The sequence below is a fragment of the Dongia mobilis genome (genome assembly GCF_004363235.1).
Lineage (GTDB): Bacteria > Pseudomonadota > Alphaproteobacteria > Dongiales > Dongiaceae > Dongia > Dongia mobilis.
In genome coordinates, this window is sequence record NZ_SNYW01000008.1 from 71,112 (window position 1) to 89,866 (window position 18,755).

At 65.8% G+C, this 18,755-nt stretch carries 14 protein-coding genes; 11 read left to right on the plus strand and 3 right to left on the minus strand.

Annotation, left to right across the window (positions count from 1 at the left end):
* Positions 1–25 precede the first annotated feature (25 nt).
* From A8950_RS08995 to A8950_RS09015, 5 genes are all read left to right on the plus strand, one after another.
* Positions 26–1,792: a heparinase II/III family protein gene (locus A8950_RS08995; RefSeq protein ID WP_133613325.1), complete on the plus strand. Its 1,767-nt coding sequence runs from the start codon at positions 26–28 to the stop codon at positions 1,790–1,792.
* A 124-nt stretch (positions 1,793–1,916) separates the two neighbouring features.
* Entirely contained in the window at positions 1,917–2,981 is a 1,065-nt protein-coding gene (locus A8950_RS09000; RefSeq protein WP_133613326.1) for a helix-turn-helix transcriptional regulator, read from the plus strand.
* 303 nt (positions 2,982–3,284) lie between these two features.
* Complete coding sequence (purH, locus tag A8950_RS09005; protein ID WP_133613327.1) at positions 3,285–4,877, plus strand: bifunctional phosphoribosylaminoimidazolecarboxamide formyltransferase/IMP cyclohydrolase; 1,593 nt, start codon at positions 3,285–3,287, stop codon at positions 4,875–4,877.
* Positions 4,878–4,957: 80 nt separating this feature from the next.
* Positions 4,958–6,136 carry a DUF2252 family protein gene (locus tag A8950_RS09010; RefSeq protein WP_133613328.1) on the plus strand — a complete coding sequence of 393 codons (1,179 nt, stop codon included), beginning with the start codon at positions 4,958–4,960 and terminating at the stop codon, positions 6,134–6,136.
* 149 nt (positions 6,137–6,285) lie between these two features.
* Positions 6,286–8,520 carry a PAS domain-containing sensor histidine kinase gene (locus A8950_RS09015; protein ID WP_133613329.1) on the plus strand — a complete coding sequence of 745 codons (2,235 nt, stop codon included), beginning with the start codon at positions 6,286–6,288 and terminating at the stop codon, positions 8,518–8,520.
* A gap of 9 nt (positions 8,521–8,529) precedes the next feature.
* On the opposite strand, the gene A8950_RS09020 is transcribed toward A8950_RS09015, so the two are convergent.
* Positions 8,530–9,036, minus strand: coding sequence for a PAS domain-containing protein (locus A8950_RS09020; RefSeq protein WP_133613330.1), 507 nt, complete (start codon positions 9,034–9,036; stop codon positions 8,530–8,532).
* 928 nt (positions 9,037–9,964) lie between these two features.
* On the opposite strand from A8950_RS09020, the gene acnA reads away from it, so the two are divergent.
* The 6 genes from acnA (at position 9,965) to A8950_RS09050 (ending at position 15,736) form a co-directional block, all read left to right on the plus strand.
* The gene (acnA, locus tag A8950_RS09025; protein ID WP_133613331.1) at positions 9,965–12,688 is read left to right on the plus strand and encodes an aconitate hydratase AcnA; all 2,724 of its coding nucleotides are present in this window, start codon (positions 9,965–9,967) and stop codon (positions 12,686–12,688) included.
* Positions 12,689–12,883: 195 nt separating this feature from the next.
* Positions 12,884–13,315 (plus strand): universal stress protein, encoded by a 432-nt coding sequence (locus A8950_RS09030; RefSeq protein ID WP_133613332.1) that lies wholly within the window; start codon positions 12,884–12,886, stop codon positions 13,313–13,315.
* Between the two features lie 185 nt (positions 13,316–13,500).
* Complete coding sequence (locus tag A8950_RS09035) at positions 13,501–13,932, plus strand: universal stress protein (protein WP_133613333.1); 432 nt, start codon at positions 13,501–13,503, stop codon at positions 13,930–13,932.
* 177 nt (positions 13,933–14,109) lie between these two features.
* Positions 14,110–14,742 (plus strand): GNAT family N-acetyltransferase, encoded by a 633-nt coding sequence (locus tag A8950_RS09040; RefSeq protein WP_133613334.1) that lies wholly within the window; start codon positions 14,110–14,112, stop codon positions 14,740–14,742.
* 218 nt (positions 14,743–14,960) lie between these two features.
* On the plus strand, positions 14,961–15,335 hold the full coding sequence (locus A8950_RS09045) for a hypothetical protein (RefSeq protein ID WP_133613335.1): 375 nt from the start codon (positions 14,961–14,963) through the stop codon (positions 15,333–15,335).
* A gap of 101 nt (positions 15,336–15,436) precedes the next feature.
* Positions 15,437–15,736 (plus strand): hypothetical protein, encoded by a 300-nt coding sequence (locus tag A8950_RS09050; protein WP_133613336.1) that lies wholly within the window; start codon positions 15,437–15,439, stop codon positions 15,734–15,736.
* A gap of 124 nt (positions 15,737–15,860) precedes the next feature.
* Here A8950_RS09050 and A8950_RS09055 read toward each other — a convergent pair whose 3' ends face one another.
* Positions 15,861–16,670 carry a hypothetical protein gene (locus tag A8950_RS09055; protein WP_133613337.1) on the minus strand — a complete coding sequence of 270 codons (810 nt, stop codon included), beginning with the start codon at positions 16,668–16,670 and terminating at the stop codon, positions 15,861–15,863.
* A gap of 49 nt (positions 16,671–16,719) precedes the next feature.
* Positions 16,720–18,150 carry a YifB family Mg chelatase-like AAA ATPase gene (locus tag A8950_RS09060; RefSeq protein ID WP_243735588.1) on the minus strand — a complete coding sequence of 477 codons (1,431 nt, stop codon included), beginning with the start codon at positions 18,148–18,150 and terminating at the stop codon, positions 16,720–16,722.
* Positions 18,151–18,755 lie beyond the last annotated feature (605 nt).

Below are 18,755 nucleotides of genomic sequence, written 5' to 3' on the forward strand. Positions count from 1 at the left end.
GCCCCGGCCGGCGCGGCGGTTCGCGATGGCGGATGGCGGCAGCGACAGCAAGCCGAAACAGGGCGCGCGGCGCGGCAACCAGCGCCCGAAGCTGCTGGCACCCCGGCTGCAGACCTTCTTCGCCCTGCCGGCCGGCCTGATCTGGCAGCGTTTGAAGCGCCGGCTGCGCCAGCCCTATTACCAGAGCGGCCTCTATCACATGTCGCTGGGCAGGCGCTCGGCCGGCGAGATGCGCCTGCCGGCACCGGAAGCCTGGGGCGGCGACGACCAATGCGGCCTCGCCTTGCTCTCGGACGAGTTCCGCTTTGCCGGCGAGGCGATCCGCGCCCCGGCGCCGCTCGGCAACCCGATCGGCGCCGGAATTGGCTGGCGCACGGTGATGAATTCCTTCGCCTGGCTGAATGATCTACGCCTGGTCGGCGGCCCCTATGCGCGCCAGCGCGCGCGCGCCCTCACCCAGCGCTGGGTCGAGGAGAACGAGCGCTACGAGCCCTTCGCCTGGCGCGGCGACATCCTGGCGGCGCGGCTGCGCAACATCCTGCTCAACCATAGCTATCTCGACGTCAACAACGACGCGCTGTTCCGCTCGGCGCTGCTGCTCAGCCTCTCGCGCCAGGCCGAGCATCTGTCCCGCGCGCTGCCCGACGCGCTCTCGGGCGGCGCCTATATCAAGGCGGCGGCTGCGCTGATGCTGGCCGGCATGATGCTGCCTCGGGGCGAGAAATGGCTGGGCCGGGGCGAGGCGCATCTGCGCGCCGCGCTTGCCACCCAGATGCTGGCCGATGGCGGCCATGTCGAACGCTCGCCGCAGCTGATGCTGGAGGTGCTGCAGCATCTGATCGACCTCCGCGATTGTTATCTGGCGGCGGCCAGGCAGCGCGGCGATGCGGCGCCGAAACTGCCCGCCTCGCCGCTTTCCAGCAGCCTCGAACTCACCATCAACAATCTGGGCTCAGTGCTCCTCATGCTCAGCCATGGCGACGGCATGCTGGCCGGCTTCAACGACACGCCCGAGATCGACCCGCAGGAACTGGTGCGCACCATCGAGCGCGTGGGCGAGAAGCTGCGCCCCTTGAACCAGCTGCCGATGACCGGCTTCCAGCGCCTCGACCGCGGCCGCACCACCATCATCATGGATTGCGGGGCGCCGCCGCGCCACGGCCTCGATACCCATGCCCATGCCGGGACGCTCTCCTTCGAGCTCTCGCATGACGGCGAGCGCATGCTGGTGAATTGCGGCGCGCATCCCTGGGCCCATGACTGGCGCCAGGTGCAGCGCACCACCGCCGCCCACAACACCCTCGTCGTCGACAACACCAATTCGGCCATGCTGCTGCCCCATGGCGGGCTGGCGCTGCGCCCGGAAGTGGTCACCTGCCGGCGCGAGGAGACCGACGGCCAGATCTGGCTCGACACTTCCCATGACGGCTATGAGGAAAGCTTCGGCCTGGTGCACCGGCGCAAGCTCTATCTCTCGGCCGACGGGCACGAATTCATCGGCGAGGAGCATCTGGTGGGGCCCGGCGGCAATGCCTATGCGCTGCGCTTCCACCTGCATCCGCAGGTCTCCGTCAGCGTGACGCAGAACGGCCAGGCGGCGCTGATCCGCATGCCCAAGGGTTCGGGCTGGCGCCTGCGGGTCGACGGCGCCGAACTGGCGCTCGCCGAAAGTGTGCATATCGCCGAACTGGGCCAGGTGCGCCGCAGCCAGCAGATCGTCGTCATCGGCACGATCGAGAGCGACCGCACCGAGATCCGCTGGCTGCTGCAGCGCGAGGGCGGCAAGAAGTAGCGCACCCGCCAGATAGCACTCGCCTGAAAACACCCGCCTGAAAACACCTCCCTGACGTCCAGCGCTTGACGTCCCTCGGTCAACCCGCCATGAAAGATGCGGGGACGGTCGCGAGGGAGGTCCGATGGACGGCGACCAGGGCGGAAACAGGCAGTTCAGGAGCATCGACACCAACGATCTGCCGCGTGGCACGCGCATGGGAACCCTGCGCGATTTCCTGGCGCGCGAATTGATGGGCGTCGAGATCACTCCCATCCGCGAGGAAGGCTTTTACGTCAGCGTGCATGCGCTGACCCTGCCCGACCTCCTCATCGCCTATGGCCGCTCGGACGAGCTTTCCTGCGCCCGGCTTGTCGACCGGCTAGGCGACGGCCAGGACGATTTCATGCTCGACGTCATGAACGTGCCGATGTTCCTCTCGGTCGAGGGGCGCTGGGAAATCGAGGTCAAGGCCGGCGACGGTCTCATCTATCCGCTCGACCGGCCCTGGCGCCTCGACCACAAGCGTTCCGAAGTGCGCTGCATGCGCCTGCCGCGGGCACTGCTGGCCGGCATCCTGCCCGATCTCGACAGCCAGCCCTGTCATGTCATCCCGCGCGAGGGGGGTGCCCTCGACCTGTTGCTGGGCTATGCCGAACTGGTGATGAAGCGTGCCGCTGCCGTGCCGGAACTGCAGGCCGAGATGTCGCGCCATCTCGTCGAACTGGCGGCCCATGCCTTCACCCGCCGCCAGCCGGTGGTGGCCATGCCCGAGACCCGGCGTCGCGCGCTGGCGCTGGCGCGGCTCGACCTCATCAAGGCGGACATCTGCCGCCGTCTCGGCGATCCGGCGCTCAGCGTCGGCGACATCGCCGCCCAGTACCGCATGTCGCCCCGGAACCTGCAGGCCCTCTTCGCCGCCAGCGAGACCACCTTCACCGCCTATCTGCGCGACCAGCGCCTGCTGCGCGCCTGGCGCCTGCTGGAGGATCCGCGGCGCCGCGATGCCAGCATTGCCGCGATCGCCGCCGAGGCCGGATTTTCCGATCTGTCGCATTTCAACCGCGCCTTCCGGGCGCGCTTTGCGGCCAGCCCGCGCGATGTGCGCGACAAGGGCCCGCGCGACCTGCGCGACAAGGAGCTCCGCCAGTTGCGCGATAGGTGTGAGTCCGGCGGGAATTGCACAGGGTCCGGTCAGGACCTGACCTGACGTTGACCGATTCTTCGTTTTTCGCCCGGTTTTTGCGCAAGCCGCCAAGACAGCAGGCCATCTGGCGGCTAGGTTCCGCCCGACCGCGCCGGTGCCTCGCCGGCCCGGTCGAGATCTCGATTTTCCGCGCACAAGTCTTATCCGGGTTCGTTTCGGCCGTCCCCTGAAACAGGGCCCTGATAAGTGTCTGCCGGCCCCTGTGGCCGGCAGACTCGCGCGCCGCCTTTCCTTTTTCCTTGCCGGTGCCCGGCGCGGCGGATTAATCCCTGCCCCATCGCTACCAGAGCCAGGGAAGCCCCGATCATGAGCCAAGACGCGCGCCCGATCCGCCGCGCCCTCGTTTCCGTCTCCGACAAAACCGGGCTGGAAGAACTCGGCCGCGCCTTGGCCGCCGCCGGGATCGAAATCCTCTCCACCGGCGGCTCGGCCAGGGCACTTGCCGCCGCCGGCATCGCGGTCAGGGAAGTGGCCGCCCATACCGGCTTCCCCGAGATCATGGACGGGCGCGTCAAGACGCTGCACCCGAAGATCCATGGCGGCCTGCTGGCCAGGCGCGACCTTCCCGCCCATGTCGAAGCGCAGAAGGCCCACGACATCCCCGATATCGATCTGCTGGTGGTCAACCTCTATCCCTTCCAGGCGACGGTGGCGGCCGGCAAGGCCTGGGCGGATTGCATCGAGAACATCGATATCGGCGGCCCCGCCATGCTGCGTGCCGCCGCCAAGAACCATGATTTCGTGACCGTCGTGGTGGACCCGGCCGATTACGCCGGCCTGCTGGCCGAACTCGCCGCCCATGGCAACGGCACCACGCCGGGTTTCCGCCGGCGCCTCGCGCAGAAGGCCTATGCCCATACCGCGCAATATGACGGTGCCATCGCCAACTGGATGGCGGCGCAGGATGGCGAGGCCCTGCCCGAGAGCATCAGCCTCAACGGCACCCGCGTGCAGATGCTGCGCTATGGCGAGAACCCGCACCAGCAGGCGGCCTTCTATCGCACCCAGCCGCCGCGCCCCGGTGTGGCGACGGCGAAACAGCTCCAGGGTAAGGAACTTTCCTACAACAACCTCAACGACACCGACGCCGCCTTCGAACTGGTGGCCGAGTTCGAGGCGCCCGCCATTGCCATCATCAAGCACGCCAATCCCTGCGGCGTCGCTATCGCGCAAACGGATGGCGAGCTGGCCGCGGCCTATGCCCGGGCGCTGGCCTGCGATCCGGTCTCGGCCTTCGGCGGCATCATCGCGCTCAACCGCACGCTCGATGCCGCGACCGCCGAGGCGATCGTGAAACTCTTTGCCGAGGTGGTGATCGCCCCGGCGATCGATGCCGGCGCCAGGGCCGTGCTCTCGGCCAAGCCCAATGTGCGCGTGCTGGAAACCGGCGCGCTGCCCGATCCCGCTGCTCGCGATGTCGTCGTGAAGTCGCTGGCCGGCGGCTTCCTGGCGCAGGACCGCGATGGCGGCCGCATCAACACCGCCGATCTCAAGGTGGTGACGAAGCGTAGCCCCAGCGACCGGGAACTGGCCGACCTCCTCTTCGCCTTCCGCGTCGCCAAGCATGTGAAGTCGAACGCCATCGTCTATGCCAGGGACGGTGCCACGGTGGGCATCGGCGCCGGACAGATGAGCCGAGTCGATTCCTCGCGCATCGCCGCCTGGAAGGCCGAGGAAGCGGCCAAGGCTGCTGGCGCTGCGCAAAGTTTCGCCAGGGGATCGGTGGTCGCCTCCGACGCCTTCTTCCCCTTCGCCGACGGCCTGCTGGCGGCCGCCGCCGCCGGGGCCACGGCGGTGATCCAGCCCGGCGGCTCGATGCGCGACCAGGACGTGATCGCCGCCGCCGATGAGGCCGGCCTCGCCATGGTCTTCACCGGCATGCGCCATTTCCGGCATTGAGTATGCAAGGCGGCCCCCTCACCCCCTGAAGGTGGCGAGGGGGCGGTTGCATCGCACCGACAAGTGGTCATAGTTTCCAAATGACCCGTGCCGAGATCGACCGCGCCCTGCTGGCGCTGCGCCAGCGCAAGATGGCGCAATCCGCCTTCGCCCATTTCCGCGGTACGGGTGAGGATTTCCATCGCCGCACGCTGCCGGAGCTGCTGCGGCTGAAGGCGCCCGCGGTCTGGCTCAACGGCGATCTGCATCTGGAGAATTTCGGCACCTATCGCGGCGACAACCGGCTCACCTATTTCGACATCGGCGATTTCGACGATGCCTGTCTGGGGCCGGCGGTGATCGACCTTGCCCGTTTCCTCGGCGGCATCATGGTGGCGGCGCCCGAGATGGGCCTCAGCTTCGCCGAGGCGCGCGGCGAGGCGCGGCAGGCACTCATGCGCTATCGCGCGGCGCTGGTCGACGGCAAGGCGCGCTGGATCGAGCGCCGTGTCGCCTCGGGTGCCATCGGCGATCTGCTGCGCGAGCTCGAGGGTCGCAGCCAGATCGATCTGCTGGCCAAGCGCACGGTACTGAAGAACGGCAAGCGGCGGCTGCGCTTCGACACCGGCAAGGCGCTGAAGCTGGAGAAGGCCGAGGCGGCGCGCGTGGTGGCCGCCCTCGACCGTTTCGCGCGCGACCGCGCCGCCCCCGGCTTCTTCCGCGTGCTCGACGTGGCGCAGCGCGTCGCCGGTCTCGGCGCCCTTGGCCGCGCGCGTTATGTCGTCCTTGTTGCCGGCAACAGCAAGAACGGCGGCGGGCGCCACGGCCCGGCCCTGATCGATCTCAAATTGCAGCCGGGCTCGATCCTCGCCCCGCTGCTGGTGACGCGCCGCCAGCGCCAGCCCGACTTTGCCAACGAGGCCAGGCGCGTGGTCGAGATCGAATACCGCCTGCAGGCGGCGGCCCCCGCCTTTCTTACCGAACTGGCGATCGGCCGGCGCCCCTTCACCTTTCGCGAATTGCAGCCCGACCAGGACAAGCTGGAAGCGCGGCACCTCGCCGGCGACCCGGCGCGGCGGCGCGAGGCCTTGGGCACCATGGCCGAACTCATCGCCTGGGCGCAGCTGCGGACGGGCGGCTGGCGCGGCAGCGCCACGATCGATCAGCTGATGGCCTGGGGCGGCAATCGCGACTGGCCGGCACCGCTCCTCGCTTTGGCCACCAGGGCGGCCAAATCCGCCATTCAGGCCTGGGCCGGGGCACAGCCGGCGACAAATTAGCAGCTCGCGGAAACCCGTTTTCCGCGCAAATCCGCGGTTCCGAAAAATTGCCTCAAATGCTTGATATTACAGAGATTGCCCGATTCCATGGACATGAGTATAAGCTGCCGGAGCCAGCGTGATCCGCAGCTGATCCTGGAAGGCGCCAAGTGATCGACGGCACCGCCCATAGCCTTTTCCTGCCCCCTGCCGCCGCCCTGGCGAGCCTGGTTTTCATGCTGGCCGCGCTCGCCCTCTATCCGGCGCTGCGGCTGGAATCCTGGCGCGCCTATGGCCGGCTGGGGCGCGCCGGTGCCGGTTTGGCGCTGGGCATGCTGCTGGCGCTCGCGCAACTTCTTGCAGCAGCCCTGCTTTCCGCCGGAAACCTGCAACCGGCAGCAGCAACCGCCCCCGCCCATTCCCTCGCCCTCTGGATCGGCAGCTATTGGGCCGTGCCCGCCTTGCTCGCCGCCCCCGCCTGCCTCGGCCTGGCGCTCGCAGCCCGGCAGGATGCCTGGCTGGGATTGGCCGCTCTGCCGGCCGGTCTGGTGCTCTTCAGCCTTGGCGGCATCGCCACGGTGCCGGCCCTTCCGCTGCTGCTGGTTGCGGCGCTGCTGCCGCCGCTGCTTTCCCGCCGTCGCCTCCTGCGCCCGGATGCACGCGGGGCCGCCCTTCTTGCCCTGCCTTCCGCCCTCGCCTTGCTGCCGCTGTTGATCGGACAGTCATTGCCGGATGCCGCCCTCACCCTGCTCGCGGTGGTGCTGGCGCCGCTTTCGGCCATTGCCGGCCAGCGCCTGCTGGGTGAACCGCCGGCGCCGTTGGCCGGCGACAGCGAAGCTGCCGCGGCGGGGGCCGGGGCCGGTGCCCTGGCCGGCGGTGCCCTGCGCGCCGCCCCGCTCATCAACCGCACCATCGCCGATCTGCCGGAAGGGGTCGCGGTGTTCGATTCCGCCGACCGCCTGATCGCCTGCAACGCCACCTACCGCCGGCACAATGCCGCCATCGCCGATCTGCTCGAGATCGGCGCCGCCTATCCCGATCTGGTGCGCGCCGAGTTCCTGCGCCAGGGCGGCGGCGCCGATCCGGAAGGCGCCATCGCCGAGCAGCTCATGCGCCACCGGCAATTGCCCTGGCGCGCCGAACGCCCATCGCCCGAAGGCGGCACGCTGCTGGTGATCGAATCGCAGACCGCCGAGGGCGGCACGTTGCGCCTCAGCACCGACATAACGGCGATCAAGGGGCGCGAGACGCGGCTCACCGAACTGGCGCAGCGCAACGAGGTGCTGGCAACTGCGGTCGGTGCCGTCACCAGCGGCATCGTCATCTGCGACGCGACCCAGCCCGGCTATCCGGTGACCTTCGCCAACCAGGCCTTCACCCGCATCACCGGCTATGCGCCCGACGAGATCATCGGCCGCAATTGCCGTATCCTGCAGGGCCGCGACACCGACCGGGAGGCGCTTGATCGCCTGCGCCGCGCGCTCAGCCAGCAGCGCGCCATCAACATCACGCTCCGGAACTATCGCAAGGACGGCCGCACCTTCTGGAACGAATTGTCGATCAGCCCGGTGGCCGACGAAAGCGGCCGCGTCGTGCAATTCGTCGGCATCATGAGCGACGTGACGCAGCGCATCCGTTCCGAGGAGAGCCTGCGCGAAGCGAAGAACCAGGCCGAATTCGCCAACCGCTCGAAATCCGAGTTTCTCGCCAATGTCAGCCACGAATTGCGGACGCCGCTCAACGCCATCATCGGTTTTTCCGACGTGATGAAGATGGAGCTGCTGGGACCGCTCGGCACGCCGCGCTACCAGGAATATATCAGGGACATCTTCGACAGCGGCAAGCTGCTGCTCTCGCTCATCGAGGACATCCTCGATCTCTCCAAGATCGAATCCGGCAAGATGGAACTGCATCCCGAGCCCGTCTCGGTGGCCGAGGTGTTCGACACCGCGATGACCCTGATGCGCGAACGCGCCAAGAATGGCGGCATCACCATGCGGACCGAGGTGGCCCCCGATCTCCCCGACCTGATGGTCGATCACCGCGCCATGAAGCAGATCGTGGTCAACCTTGCCTCCAATGCGGTGAAGTTCACGCCCAAGGGCGGCGAGGTGACGCTGACTGCGCGGCGGCTCGACGACGCCCAGGCCGAGATCGTGGTCAGGGATACCGGCATCGGCATCGCCCGGCAGGATCTCGACGAGGTGGTGAAGCCCTTCGTCCAGGTGGATTCGGCGCATCAGCGCCGGCAATCCGGCACCGGGCTGGGCCTCCCCATCGTGAAATCGCTGACCGATCTCTCCGGCGGCGCCTTCCGCCTCGAGAGCGAGCTCGGCAAGGGGACCACCATCACGCTGCACCTGCCTCTGGCCGGCGCCGATTCCGCCCGATCGGCGGCGGAATAGCCACGCAGCTCAGCGTCCCTCCGCCGATGGCAGGACGCAGCTGCAGCCCAGGAAGCGTGCCGCGCCATCCGCGGGCGCCAGCGGACAGACCAGCGCCTCCAGCTCGATCCAGTGCCGCGCGGTCAGTTCCAGATTCCCGATCGTGCGAATGGGGCGGCCGGCCTGGGCCACCAACTGCATCAGCCGGGCCGAATCGCGCATCACCGGATCGGGCGAATCGAAGCGCCACACCCAGCCCTTCTTGAGGCCGAACAGGCGGATGTATTCCTCGCCGGCAAGGCGCAACTCGAACCCTGCTGCGATTTCCTCGATAAGGTAGAGATTCTGGGCAATATCGGCGAATTCGAGGATGTCAAAATCGGTGCGCCGCGGCAGGTCGGACCCGGCCCGGGCGCTCCACCACGCGAAGATGCGCTTGAGCGGCTGGGTGACGAAATCATCCGCGCGCGCCCAGGCGATCCGGCGCCCGGCCAATCCGGGCAGAACCGGGATCGGCATGTCGGGATGGTGCATCATGCGGCGATGCTAGGCGCGGGCCGGTTAATTTTCGGTTTGATCCAACCGGCCGGACCGGTCTGCGGCGGGCGCTGCAGGAAAAAGAAAAACGGCGCCGCGCTTCCCGATGGACACAAAGGATCGCGCGACGCCGTCGAGCATGCCAAAGGCAACCGCCGCGCGCCTGGGGGATGGGGGATGGCGCGCGGCGGCCTTGCCCTTCACGCCGCGCCATTCGGGGGTAGGGACTGGCGCGGACCTCGGCCTTGGACCTGGTACCGCCGGTCGCGCGGGCGCCGACGAAACCCCAAGCCCATCGAGGGGCATCCGGACGAATGGGCCGACCACCCGTCTGGGTCGCGGATCGGAAGGGGGGATGGCCATTCCGACCCGTCCGGCACTGTCATCGTGCCCTGTGGCCCGTTTAGGACCGGAATGTGGCAAGAATAAGGTATCTGCCCAGAAGCGGCAGAAGGCGCGCGGCAACGACCCGGGCCCCATGCCGCTGGCGGGCGGGGCCGGCGCTGTTCGCCGTTTCGGCGGACCCCAACAATATATTGGCCTAGGCCGATCGTTTGGCGCCTGACGCCCACCGATCCATCCCGGTTAAGAGGAAGCAATTCTGGCGATGGGCGCCGGGCCGGCCGGGGTCGCCCGGGGCCGGGTCAGCCGGGGTCGGCATGGTCCGATGCAGGCAATCCCACTCGCTGGTGCCGGGCCTTCGTGTTAATCTGCCGGCCAGCGTCCAGCACCAGAAGATCAGGTTCTCCAGCCCCGGTCGGCAGCCCAAGGCAAGATCCCGTCCCGCGCGCCGCCAGCCCGGCGGAAAGGATTGGTTAACGCCGGCAGGCGAACATGCGGGGAAAGCCGCCGCCGGCTCGTTGAGCCGCCAGAATTCAGTCGCCAAGCCGCCCGGTTTCAGGGCGCAAAGCCAAGTGGGAGTGTCTCCGTGTCCGGATTGAACAGCCTCAAGACCCGCAAGAGCCTCAAGGTCGGGTCGAAAGCCTATGACTATTACAGCCTGAAGGCCGCCGAGAAGACGCTGGGCGATCTCAGCCGCCTGCCCAATTCGATGAAGGTGCTGCTGGAGAACCTGCTGCGCCACGAGGATGGCAGCAGCGTCAAGGCGGCCGACATCAAGGCGATCGCCGCTTGGCTCAGGAAGAAGAGATCCGACCGCGAGATCGCCTACCGCCCGGCGCGCGTGCTGATGCAGGACTTCACCGGTGTCCCCGCCGTGGTCGACCTTGCCGCCATGCGCGACGCGATGGTGAAGCTGGGCGGCGATCCCACCAGGATCAATCCGCTGTCGCCGGTCGATCTCGTCATCGACCATTCGGTGATGGTCGATTTCTTTGCCGGTCCCGGCGCCTTCAAGAAGAATGTCGATCTGGAATACGAGCGCAATGGCGAGCGCTATGCCTTCCTGCGCTGGGGCCAGACCGCGTTCAACAATTTCCGCGTCGTGCCGCCCGGCACCGGCATCTGCCACCAGGTGAATACCGAGAACCTGGCCCAGGTGGTCTGGACCATGAAGGAGCCCGCGCAGACGGTGAAGGGCAGGCGCGTCGCCGGCAAGACCCTCGCCTATCCCGACACGCTGGTCGGCACCGACAGCCACACCACCATGGTGAACGGCCTCGCCGTGCTGGGCTGGGGGGTGGGCGGCATCGAGGCCGAGGCCGCCATGCTGGGCCAGCCCATCTCGATGCTGATCCCCGAAGTCATCGGCTTCAAGCTGACCGGCAAATTGCGCGAAGGCACCACCGCGACCGACCTCGTCCTCACCGTGACACAGATGCTGCGCAAGAAGGGTGTCGTCAACAAGTTCGTCGAATTCTACGGCCCCGGCCTTGACGACCTGCCGCTGACCGACCGCGCCACCATCGCCAACATGGCGCCGGAATATGGCGCCACCTGCGGCTTCTTCCCGGTGGATGCCGAGACCATCCGCTATCTCAAAGCCACCGGCCGCAAGGCCGACCGCGTGGCGCTGGTCGAGAAATACGCCAAGGCACAGGGCATGTGGCGCGACAAGAAGACGCCGGATCCCGTCTTCACCGACTCACTCTCCCTCGACATGTCGACGGTGGAGCCGAGCCTTGCCGGGCCGAAGCGCCCGCAGGACCGCGTGCCGCTGGCTTCCGCCGCCGCCATGTTCAACAGCGCACTGACCGACACCTTCGGCCGCAAGGGCAATGAAAGCGCGGTTTCGGTAAAGGGGGCGGATTACGAGCTCGGCGACGGCGCCGTGGTGATCGCCGCCATCACGTCGTGCACCAACACCTCGAACCCGTCGGTCATGCTGGGGGCCGGCCTCGTCGCCAAGAAGGCGGTGGAAGCCGGGCTCAGCGTGAAGCCCTGGGTAAAGACGTCACTGGCGCCGGGTTCGCAGGTGGTGACCGATTATCTGAAGAATGCCGGCCTCAACAAGTTCCTCGACAAGCTCGGCTTCAACCTGGTCGGCTATGGCTGCACCACCTGCATCGGCAATTCCGGCCCGCTGCCGGACCCCATTGCCGACGCCATCGTCAAGGGCGATCTGGTGGCGACCTCGGTGCTCTCCGGCAACCGCAATTTCGAGGGCCGCGTCAACCCGCATTGCAAGGCGAACTACCTCGCCTCGCCGATGCTCTGCGTGGTCTATGCGCTGGCGGGCTCGATGAAGATCGACGTGACGCGCGACCCCATCGGCTACAACAAGAAGGGCAAGCCGGTTTACCTGAAGGACATCTGGCCTTCGACCAAGGAGGTGGCCGATACGGTCGCCAAGGCGGTCAAGCTCAAGGATTTCAAGAAGCGCTATGCCGATGTCTTCAAGGGCGATGCCAATTGGCGCAAGGTGAAGACCTCGAAGGGCCTCACCTATGCCTGGCCGGCCAAATCCACCTATGTCGCCAACCCGCCCTATTTCCAGGGCATGACCATGGAAACCGGCAGCATCCGCGACATCCGCGCGGCGCGGCCGCTGGCCATCCTCGGCGATTCCATCACCACCGACCACATCAGCCCGGCAGGCTCGATCAAGAAGGACGGCCCCGCCGGCCAGTATCTCATCGCCAATGGCGTCGAGCCGAAAGACTTCAACTCCTATGGCGCCAGGCGCGGCCATCACGAGGTGATGATGCGCGGCACCTTCGCCAATATCCGCCTCAAGAACGAGATGGTGCCGGGCACCGAGGGCGGTCTTACCAGGCTGATGCCGGTGGGCACGCAGATGTCGATCTATGACGCCGCCATGCAGTACCAGAAGTCGAAGGTGCCGCTGGTGGTGGTGGGTGGCAAGGAATACGGCACCGGCTCATCCCGCGACTGGGCGGCCAAGGGCACGGCATTGCTGGGCGTGAAGGCGGTGCTGGTGGAAAGCTTCGAGCGCATCCACCGCTCGAATCTGGTCGGCATGGGCGTCCTGCCGCTGATGTTCAAGGATGGCATGACGCGCAAGAGCCTCGGCCTCGACGGGTCCGAGATCTTCGACATCACCGGCCTCGAAGGTCCCGGCAAGGCCGGCAACATCAAGCCGGGCATGGATGTGAACGTGCGCATCACCCGCGCCAATGGCAAGATCGACGAGATCAAGGTGCTCTGCCGCATCGATACCGCGGAGGAGGTCGAATACTTCCGCCATGGCGGCGTGCTGCCCTATGTGCTCAGGAACCTGGCGGCGTCGTAACGGCGGCTTGTCATCGCATAACGGGGGCCGCAGCCGGATGACCGGATGCGGCCCTTTTCTTGTCTGGCGGACCGCATTGATCCGCGCATCGGCATGCGGCAACATCCGGCGGACTTGCCGCCGGATGCCAGGCTCCGCTATCTGGGCCTGATGCCGCAATCGGCCGCCTGAATCCATTGCCGAAGGAACACCTCCATGCCGCTCAAGAAGATCCTCTGCGCCGTTGATGACTCCAAGGTGACGAAGGCGGTCGCCTCCTGCGCCGTCGAGATCGCCGCGGGTTCCGGTGCCACGCTCACCTTCCTCTCGGTCGAGACGATGGCAGCACGGCTGCGCCGGGCACATTTCTGGGACCCGCGCCGGCTGGATGCCGCCGATGCGGCGCGGCACAAGGGCTTCGCCCCGGCCCTCAAGGCGGCGAAGGCACAAGGCTTCGACGGCTTCGACTGTGTCAGCGTGCTTGGCAGCGACGTGGCCGATGCGATCATCGCCTATGCCGACAAGATGAAGGCCGACCACATCGTCATCGGCACCCATACCACCAGCCAGCTCGCCCGCATCTTCGTCGGCTCGGTCGCCACCGCCGTCCTCTCTCATGCGCGGGCGCCGGTCACGGTGGTGAAATAGAAGCGGCGCGTTTTACCTGCCGCGTTTTTTTCGTCGATTTTCCGGTCGAGTTCTCCGCGACCGACGCAAACTGCTCCCCAATCGGCGCCGCCCCGATCCGGCGTTTGATCTGGCGCAAGGATTGCGGATTTGCGGGCTGCAATTATAATCCCAGGCAACAAAGATAAACCGGAGGAAACAAAACCATGGCCATCAAGAACATTCTCTGCGCGGTGGACGGCTCCAAGAATACCGGGCGGGTGGCGGAATGCGCCATCGACCTGGCCCGCGCCACCGGCGCCAAGCTGGTATTCCTCAATATCGACATCGTGCCGGCCCGCACGCGCCGCACCTATTTCTGGGATGCCGAGCTGATGAACGCGGCCGACGCCCAGTCGCACAAGCAATTGGCGCTCGCCGCCAAGGCCGCCCGGGCAGCCAAGTTCGACGCCTTCACCTGCGTCAGCGCCACCGGCCACAACGTGGCCGATGCCATCGTCGCCTATGCCGACAAGATGAAGGCCGACCACATCGTCATGGGCACCCATACCACCAGCGAGCTTGCCCGCATCTTCATGGGCTCGGTCGCCACCGCCGTCGTCTCCCATGCCAAGGCGCCCGTGACGATCGTGAAGTGACGATCGTGACGTGACGATCGTCAAACAGGCGCCATCGACAGCCGGAAATCGACAGCGGGAAATCAACAACGGAAAAGGGACGCTGCTTGTCCGGCGCCCCGGCAACGGCTAGGAAGGGGCGCCGCCTGTGGGTGGCGCATCTTTCCTTTGCCGCTTTTCCCATCCGCGACGTGATCCATGCCCAACCCGATTCTCCCCGCCGGCTATTCGCCCGTGAAGCCCGGCCAAATTGCCAATGTCGTCACCTGCCTCGAGATGCTGGCGCCGCCGCCGCAAGCCCCCGCGCATCCGGGCGACGCGGATTTCGTGCTGGAGGACTGGCGGGGGGCGAACCTCGCCGATTACCGCGACCTCTTCCGCGCCATCGGCACCGACTGGCTGTGGTATTCGCGCCTCGTCATGGCGGATGAGAGGCTGGCGGCGATTCTCGCCGACCCCCGGGTCGATCTCTATCGCCTGATGGATCGCGCCGGTCGGGTGCTCGGCCTGCTGGAACTCGATTTCCGCGCGGAAGGCGAATGCGAGCTGGCCTTCTTCGGCCTCGTCCAGGCGGCGATCGGCAAGGGTGCCGGGCGCTTCCTGGTGGGCGAGGCGACGCGCCTCGCCTGGGCGAGGGATGTGGACGGGCGGCAGATCCGGCGCTTCTGGGTGCATACCTGCACGTTCGACCACCCGAATGCCCTCGCCTTCTACCGGAAGGCCGGCTTCAAGCCTTACGCCTTCATGGTCGAGGTGGCCGACGACCCGCGCCTCACCGGCCTGCTCCCGCGCGACGCCGCCCCGCATCTGCCGCTGATCGAGCCAGTCTGACTGAACTCTGCTGGTCGATCTCTCCTGATCGCCCTTTCCGGCGCAACGACGCTCCCTTGACACTGGACCGGGCGCGGTCGCATCGTGGCGGCGCTGTCTCAATTTCCGGTCGTGGCTGGATGAACGCCGCGGTGTCCCCCCGACCCGCCGGCGCGTTTCGCGTTTGCCCGCCCCGTGCGGCAGGCGCGTCCGCCACCCGTCACCAATGGAGACCAGCCATGTCCAGCGCTGTCCTGGGTCCCGTCTTCCGCAATCTCGCCAATGCCATGGAGGCCACGATCAAGGCCTTCGAAAGCGCCATCCGCGCGCTGCGCCAGAAGATCCGCGCCAACCTCAAGGGCAAGCCCAACGACCGCAGGCGCTTCGACGACGAATGGCAGAAGGCGAAGACCACCAAGTCGCGCCTGCGCGCCGCCGTGCGCGCATTGGGGCGCTTGGTCGACGATCTGGAAGATCTCGGCGATGCCGCGGCGACCGAACTCACCGATGCCGAGCGCGAACTCTGGGCCCTCATCGACCTCCTGCGCGCCCTGCAGGGGCTCGAGGATTTGCGCGACCATTACGACGGACTCGCCAAGGGCATGGGGTATTGAGGGAGGGGTCGCCCGGAATCCTATTTGCGCGACTTGGCCGCCACTGGTCGAATTGGCGATGGTTGTCGCGCAAAACCCACCATTGATTTCCCGATCTGCACATGCAGGCGGTGCCGCTGGCGCATAGCCGGCATCAATGGGGATCAATCATGGAAATGCGAAAGACCTGTACGCGCAACAACCCGGCCGCGCCGCATCTGGTCCAGAAAAACTCCGGCAAAAGGATTCCGGCCGCGCAGGTGCAGGATGTTCGCCATGTCATCCAGGAACTGGTGCGCGAGGTGACCCACGACCTCGCCACGCGCAGCGGCAATCCCGGCGTTCTTCTCGACACGGAGCTCAATTTCGAGGCGCAGGCGCGAGTACTTCGCAATGCTTTCAACGCTAAGCTGGGTGCTTAGGCTTGATCTTCGCTGATCTTGGCAACGGCGGACGGTGAGACATCCGCTGTCCGTCAGCCGCAGCACCTTGCGGAGTAGGCATTTGCCTGATTCGAACCACAGCTGCTTCACGAAATTTTGCAGCTCACACTTGCCGCAATCGCCCCGTAATTCTCTCCTTATATGGACTCAGTTCTCTCGGCAGCTTGTCAAGGATTGCAATCATTTCAGAATCGAAATCCGAAGGCTCAATTTGATTCTTCGTCTGTAGCTCCTCAATCTTCTTCAGAGCCCTCTCGGCGTTCCAGATATACCCAATTTCTAACGCATGACTGACAACTTCCATCGAAGTTGTGAGTACATTAGCGGGAACATCTCTTTGTTCCCACAGGAACACCTCAAACTCAGTGATCTTAAGTAGCATCTCCTTTTCCAACTTCGAATTGCGATCTCTAAGTGAAGCAACTCGCTTTTGAATTTCCTGTAACTCCTTAGAGACCGAAGCGATCTTTCCTTCAACTGAATTTGTAATAGCAGAGTCAATCGCGGCCATATGTATTTCATGAAGCTTCTGCAAGTCGCCGCGAATTTCCGCAGCTTTGCTCTGAACTTCAGCCAGCAGAACTGAACTCAAAGCTTGTTTATCTCGCTCATACACCCGGTAATTTGTAAACCAACTATAGCCGACCAACGCCACCATCGTGCCAGCTACAACCCCCAATGCCCAATAGACTGTAGCAATCATTCGATCATTTGACTGACCTAAGATTGCGAACCACTGTTGTATCAGAGCGTCATTCTCAATTGATGAGGTATTTTGCTTATCGACTGACAGCCCCTCCGTTGAGCTCATGTTAGATTCATCGGCAACCTGTGCTTTAGCGGTTACCAAAAAAGAAACCGTTGTAAAGAAGAGCAAACTCCAGAAAATAAAAAAGGCACGGACCAGTTTCACTTAACGTCTCCTGTGTCAAACTCCTGCTGAACGTTCAGCATGCGTAGAACTAAGCCGCCCTTGCCGGCGCCACGCGGCGGTAGCCGAGTGCTTCGGCGATGTGCAGCGCGCGGACGTCCTCGCTGCCCGCGAGATCGGCCAGCGTGCGGGCGACGCGCAGGACGCGGTGATAGCCGCGGGCGGAGAGGCGGAATTTCTCGATGGCCTGCGTCAGCAGCCGGCGGCCTTCGGCATCGGGGGCGGCGAGGTTTTCGAGGAGGTCGCCATCGGCTTCGGCATTGGTGCGGATGTTGAGCTCGGCATAGCGCGCCGCCTGGCAGGCGCGGGCGGCGGCGATGCGCGCCGCCACCTGCGCGCTCCCTTCCGCCGGCGGCGGCAAAGTGAGGTCGGCGGCCGAGACCGCCGGCACGTCGACATGGAGATCGATGCGGTCGAAGATCGGCCCCGAGATGCGCGCCTGGTAATCGGCGGCACATTTCGGCGCCTTGCCGCAGCCCAGCGCGGGATCGCCGAGATGCCCGCAGCGGCAGGGGTTCATCGCCGCCACCACCTGCACGCGGGCCGGATACGTGACATGCGCATTGGCGCGGGCGATGGAGACGCGGCCCGTCTCCATCGGCTGGCGCAACGCCTCCAGGGTGCTGCGCTGGAATTCCGGCAGCTCGTCGAGGAAGAGGATTCCGAGATGGGCGAGGCTGATCTCCCCCGGCCGCGCCCGCAAACCACCACCCACCAGCGCCGGGAGCGAGGCCGAATGATGCGGGTCGCGAAAGGGCCGGCGCCTCAGCAGCTTGCCCTCGGAAAGATTGCCGGCGAGGGAATGGATCATGGTGACTTCCAGCGCCTCGGCCGGCGAGAGCGGCGGCAGCAGTCCGGGGAGGCGCTGCGCCAGCATGGATTTCCCCGAGCCCGGCGGACCCACCATCAAGAGATTGTGCCCGCCCGCCGCCGCGATCTCGAGCGCGCGCTTGGCGCTCTCCTGGCCCTTGATGTCCCTAAGGTCGAGCGCCTGGCCCTCATCCGCGGCGATTCTCGGCTCCGGCGGGCTCAGCAGCTGCTCGCCCTTGAGGTGATGGATGAGGGCGAGGAGATTGGCGGGTGCCAGCACCTCGATCTCGCCCGCCCAGGCCGCCTCGCCACCCTGCGCCCGGGGGCAGATGAGGCCGAGATCCGCCGCCGCGGCATGAAGCGCCGCCGGCAGCACGCCGGCCACACTGGCGACCGAGCCGTCGAGGCCAAGCTCGCCCAGCACCACATAGGGCTCCAGCGCCTTCGCCTCGATCACCCCCATGGCGGCGAGCAGGCCGAGGGCGATGGGCAAATCGAAATGAGAGCCCTCTTTCAGAAGATCGGCCGGGGCGAGATTCACCGTGATGCGTTTGGGCGGCAGCGCCAGGCCGATCGCCGTCAGGGCGGCGCGCACCCGCTCGCGACTCTCCCCCACCGCCTTGTCCGGGAGACCGACGAGGGTCCATGTCAAGCCCTGGAGACCCAAAATGACAGGGTAGAACGAGTCTAAAGGAGAAGGTCACAGTCACCGAGAGTGGTCGGGGTCGAATGACGACGCCTTAGACAAATGAAATCACCCCCCTCTGCATCGGCCAAGGCAACTTCCCGCTAGCGAGGGGGGGCGGGGGAATCCATATGCGCACGGAGGGAAATACATGCTCGCGAATCACAGTCCCATTTTAAAGCGGGGATTCATCGGCTTCTGGGCAACTCTAATGCTTACCGTTACTTCGTCTCGGGCTTTTGCTTCTTGTTGGGGAAAAGCGTGTGATGACGACCTTCGCATGGGTGCATTCGGGGCGATCCTTACAGTCGTCATGTTGCTGGTCGGGCTGTTTCTCCATCTGCGCGATAGGTAGCTGCCAGCCGTCAGCTTTGGCGAGGATTCGAAAAGTCGTTAGCCAATTACACTCTGCCACCTTGGCGAAAGCGTTGGTATCTCGGGGAAACCGCACGAGCACGAGATAATTCCTTACGATGAACCTGGAAATCTTGTCAGTCCAAGCATTTAGTCGCAACCGACCAATCGCTCGGACTCTTGACTTCTTGGGCGTAGAGCGCACCCTATTCTCCGAG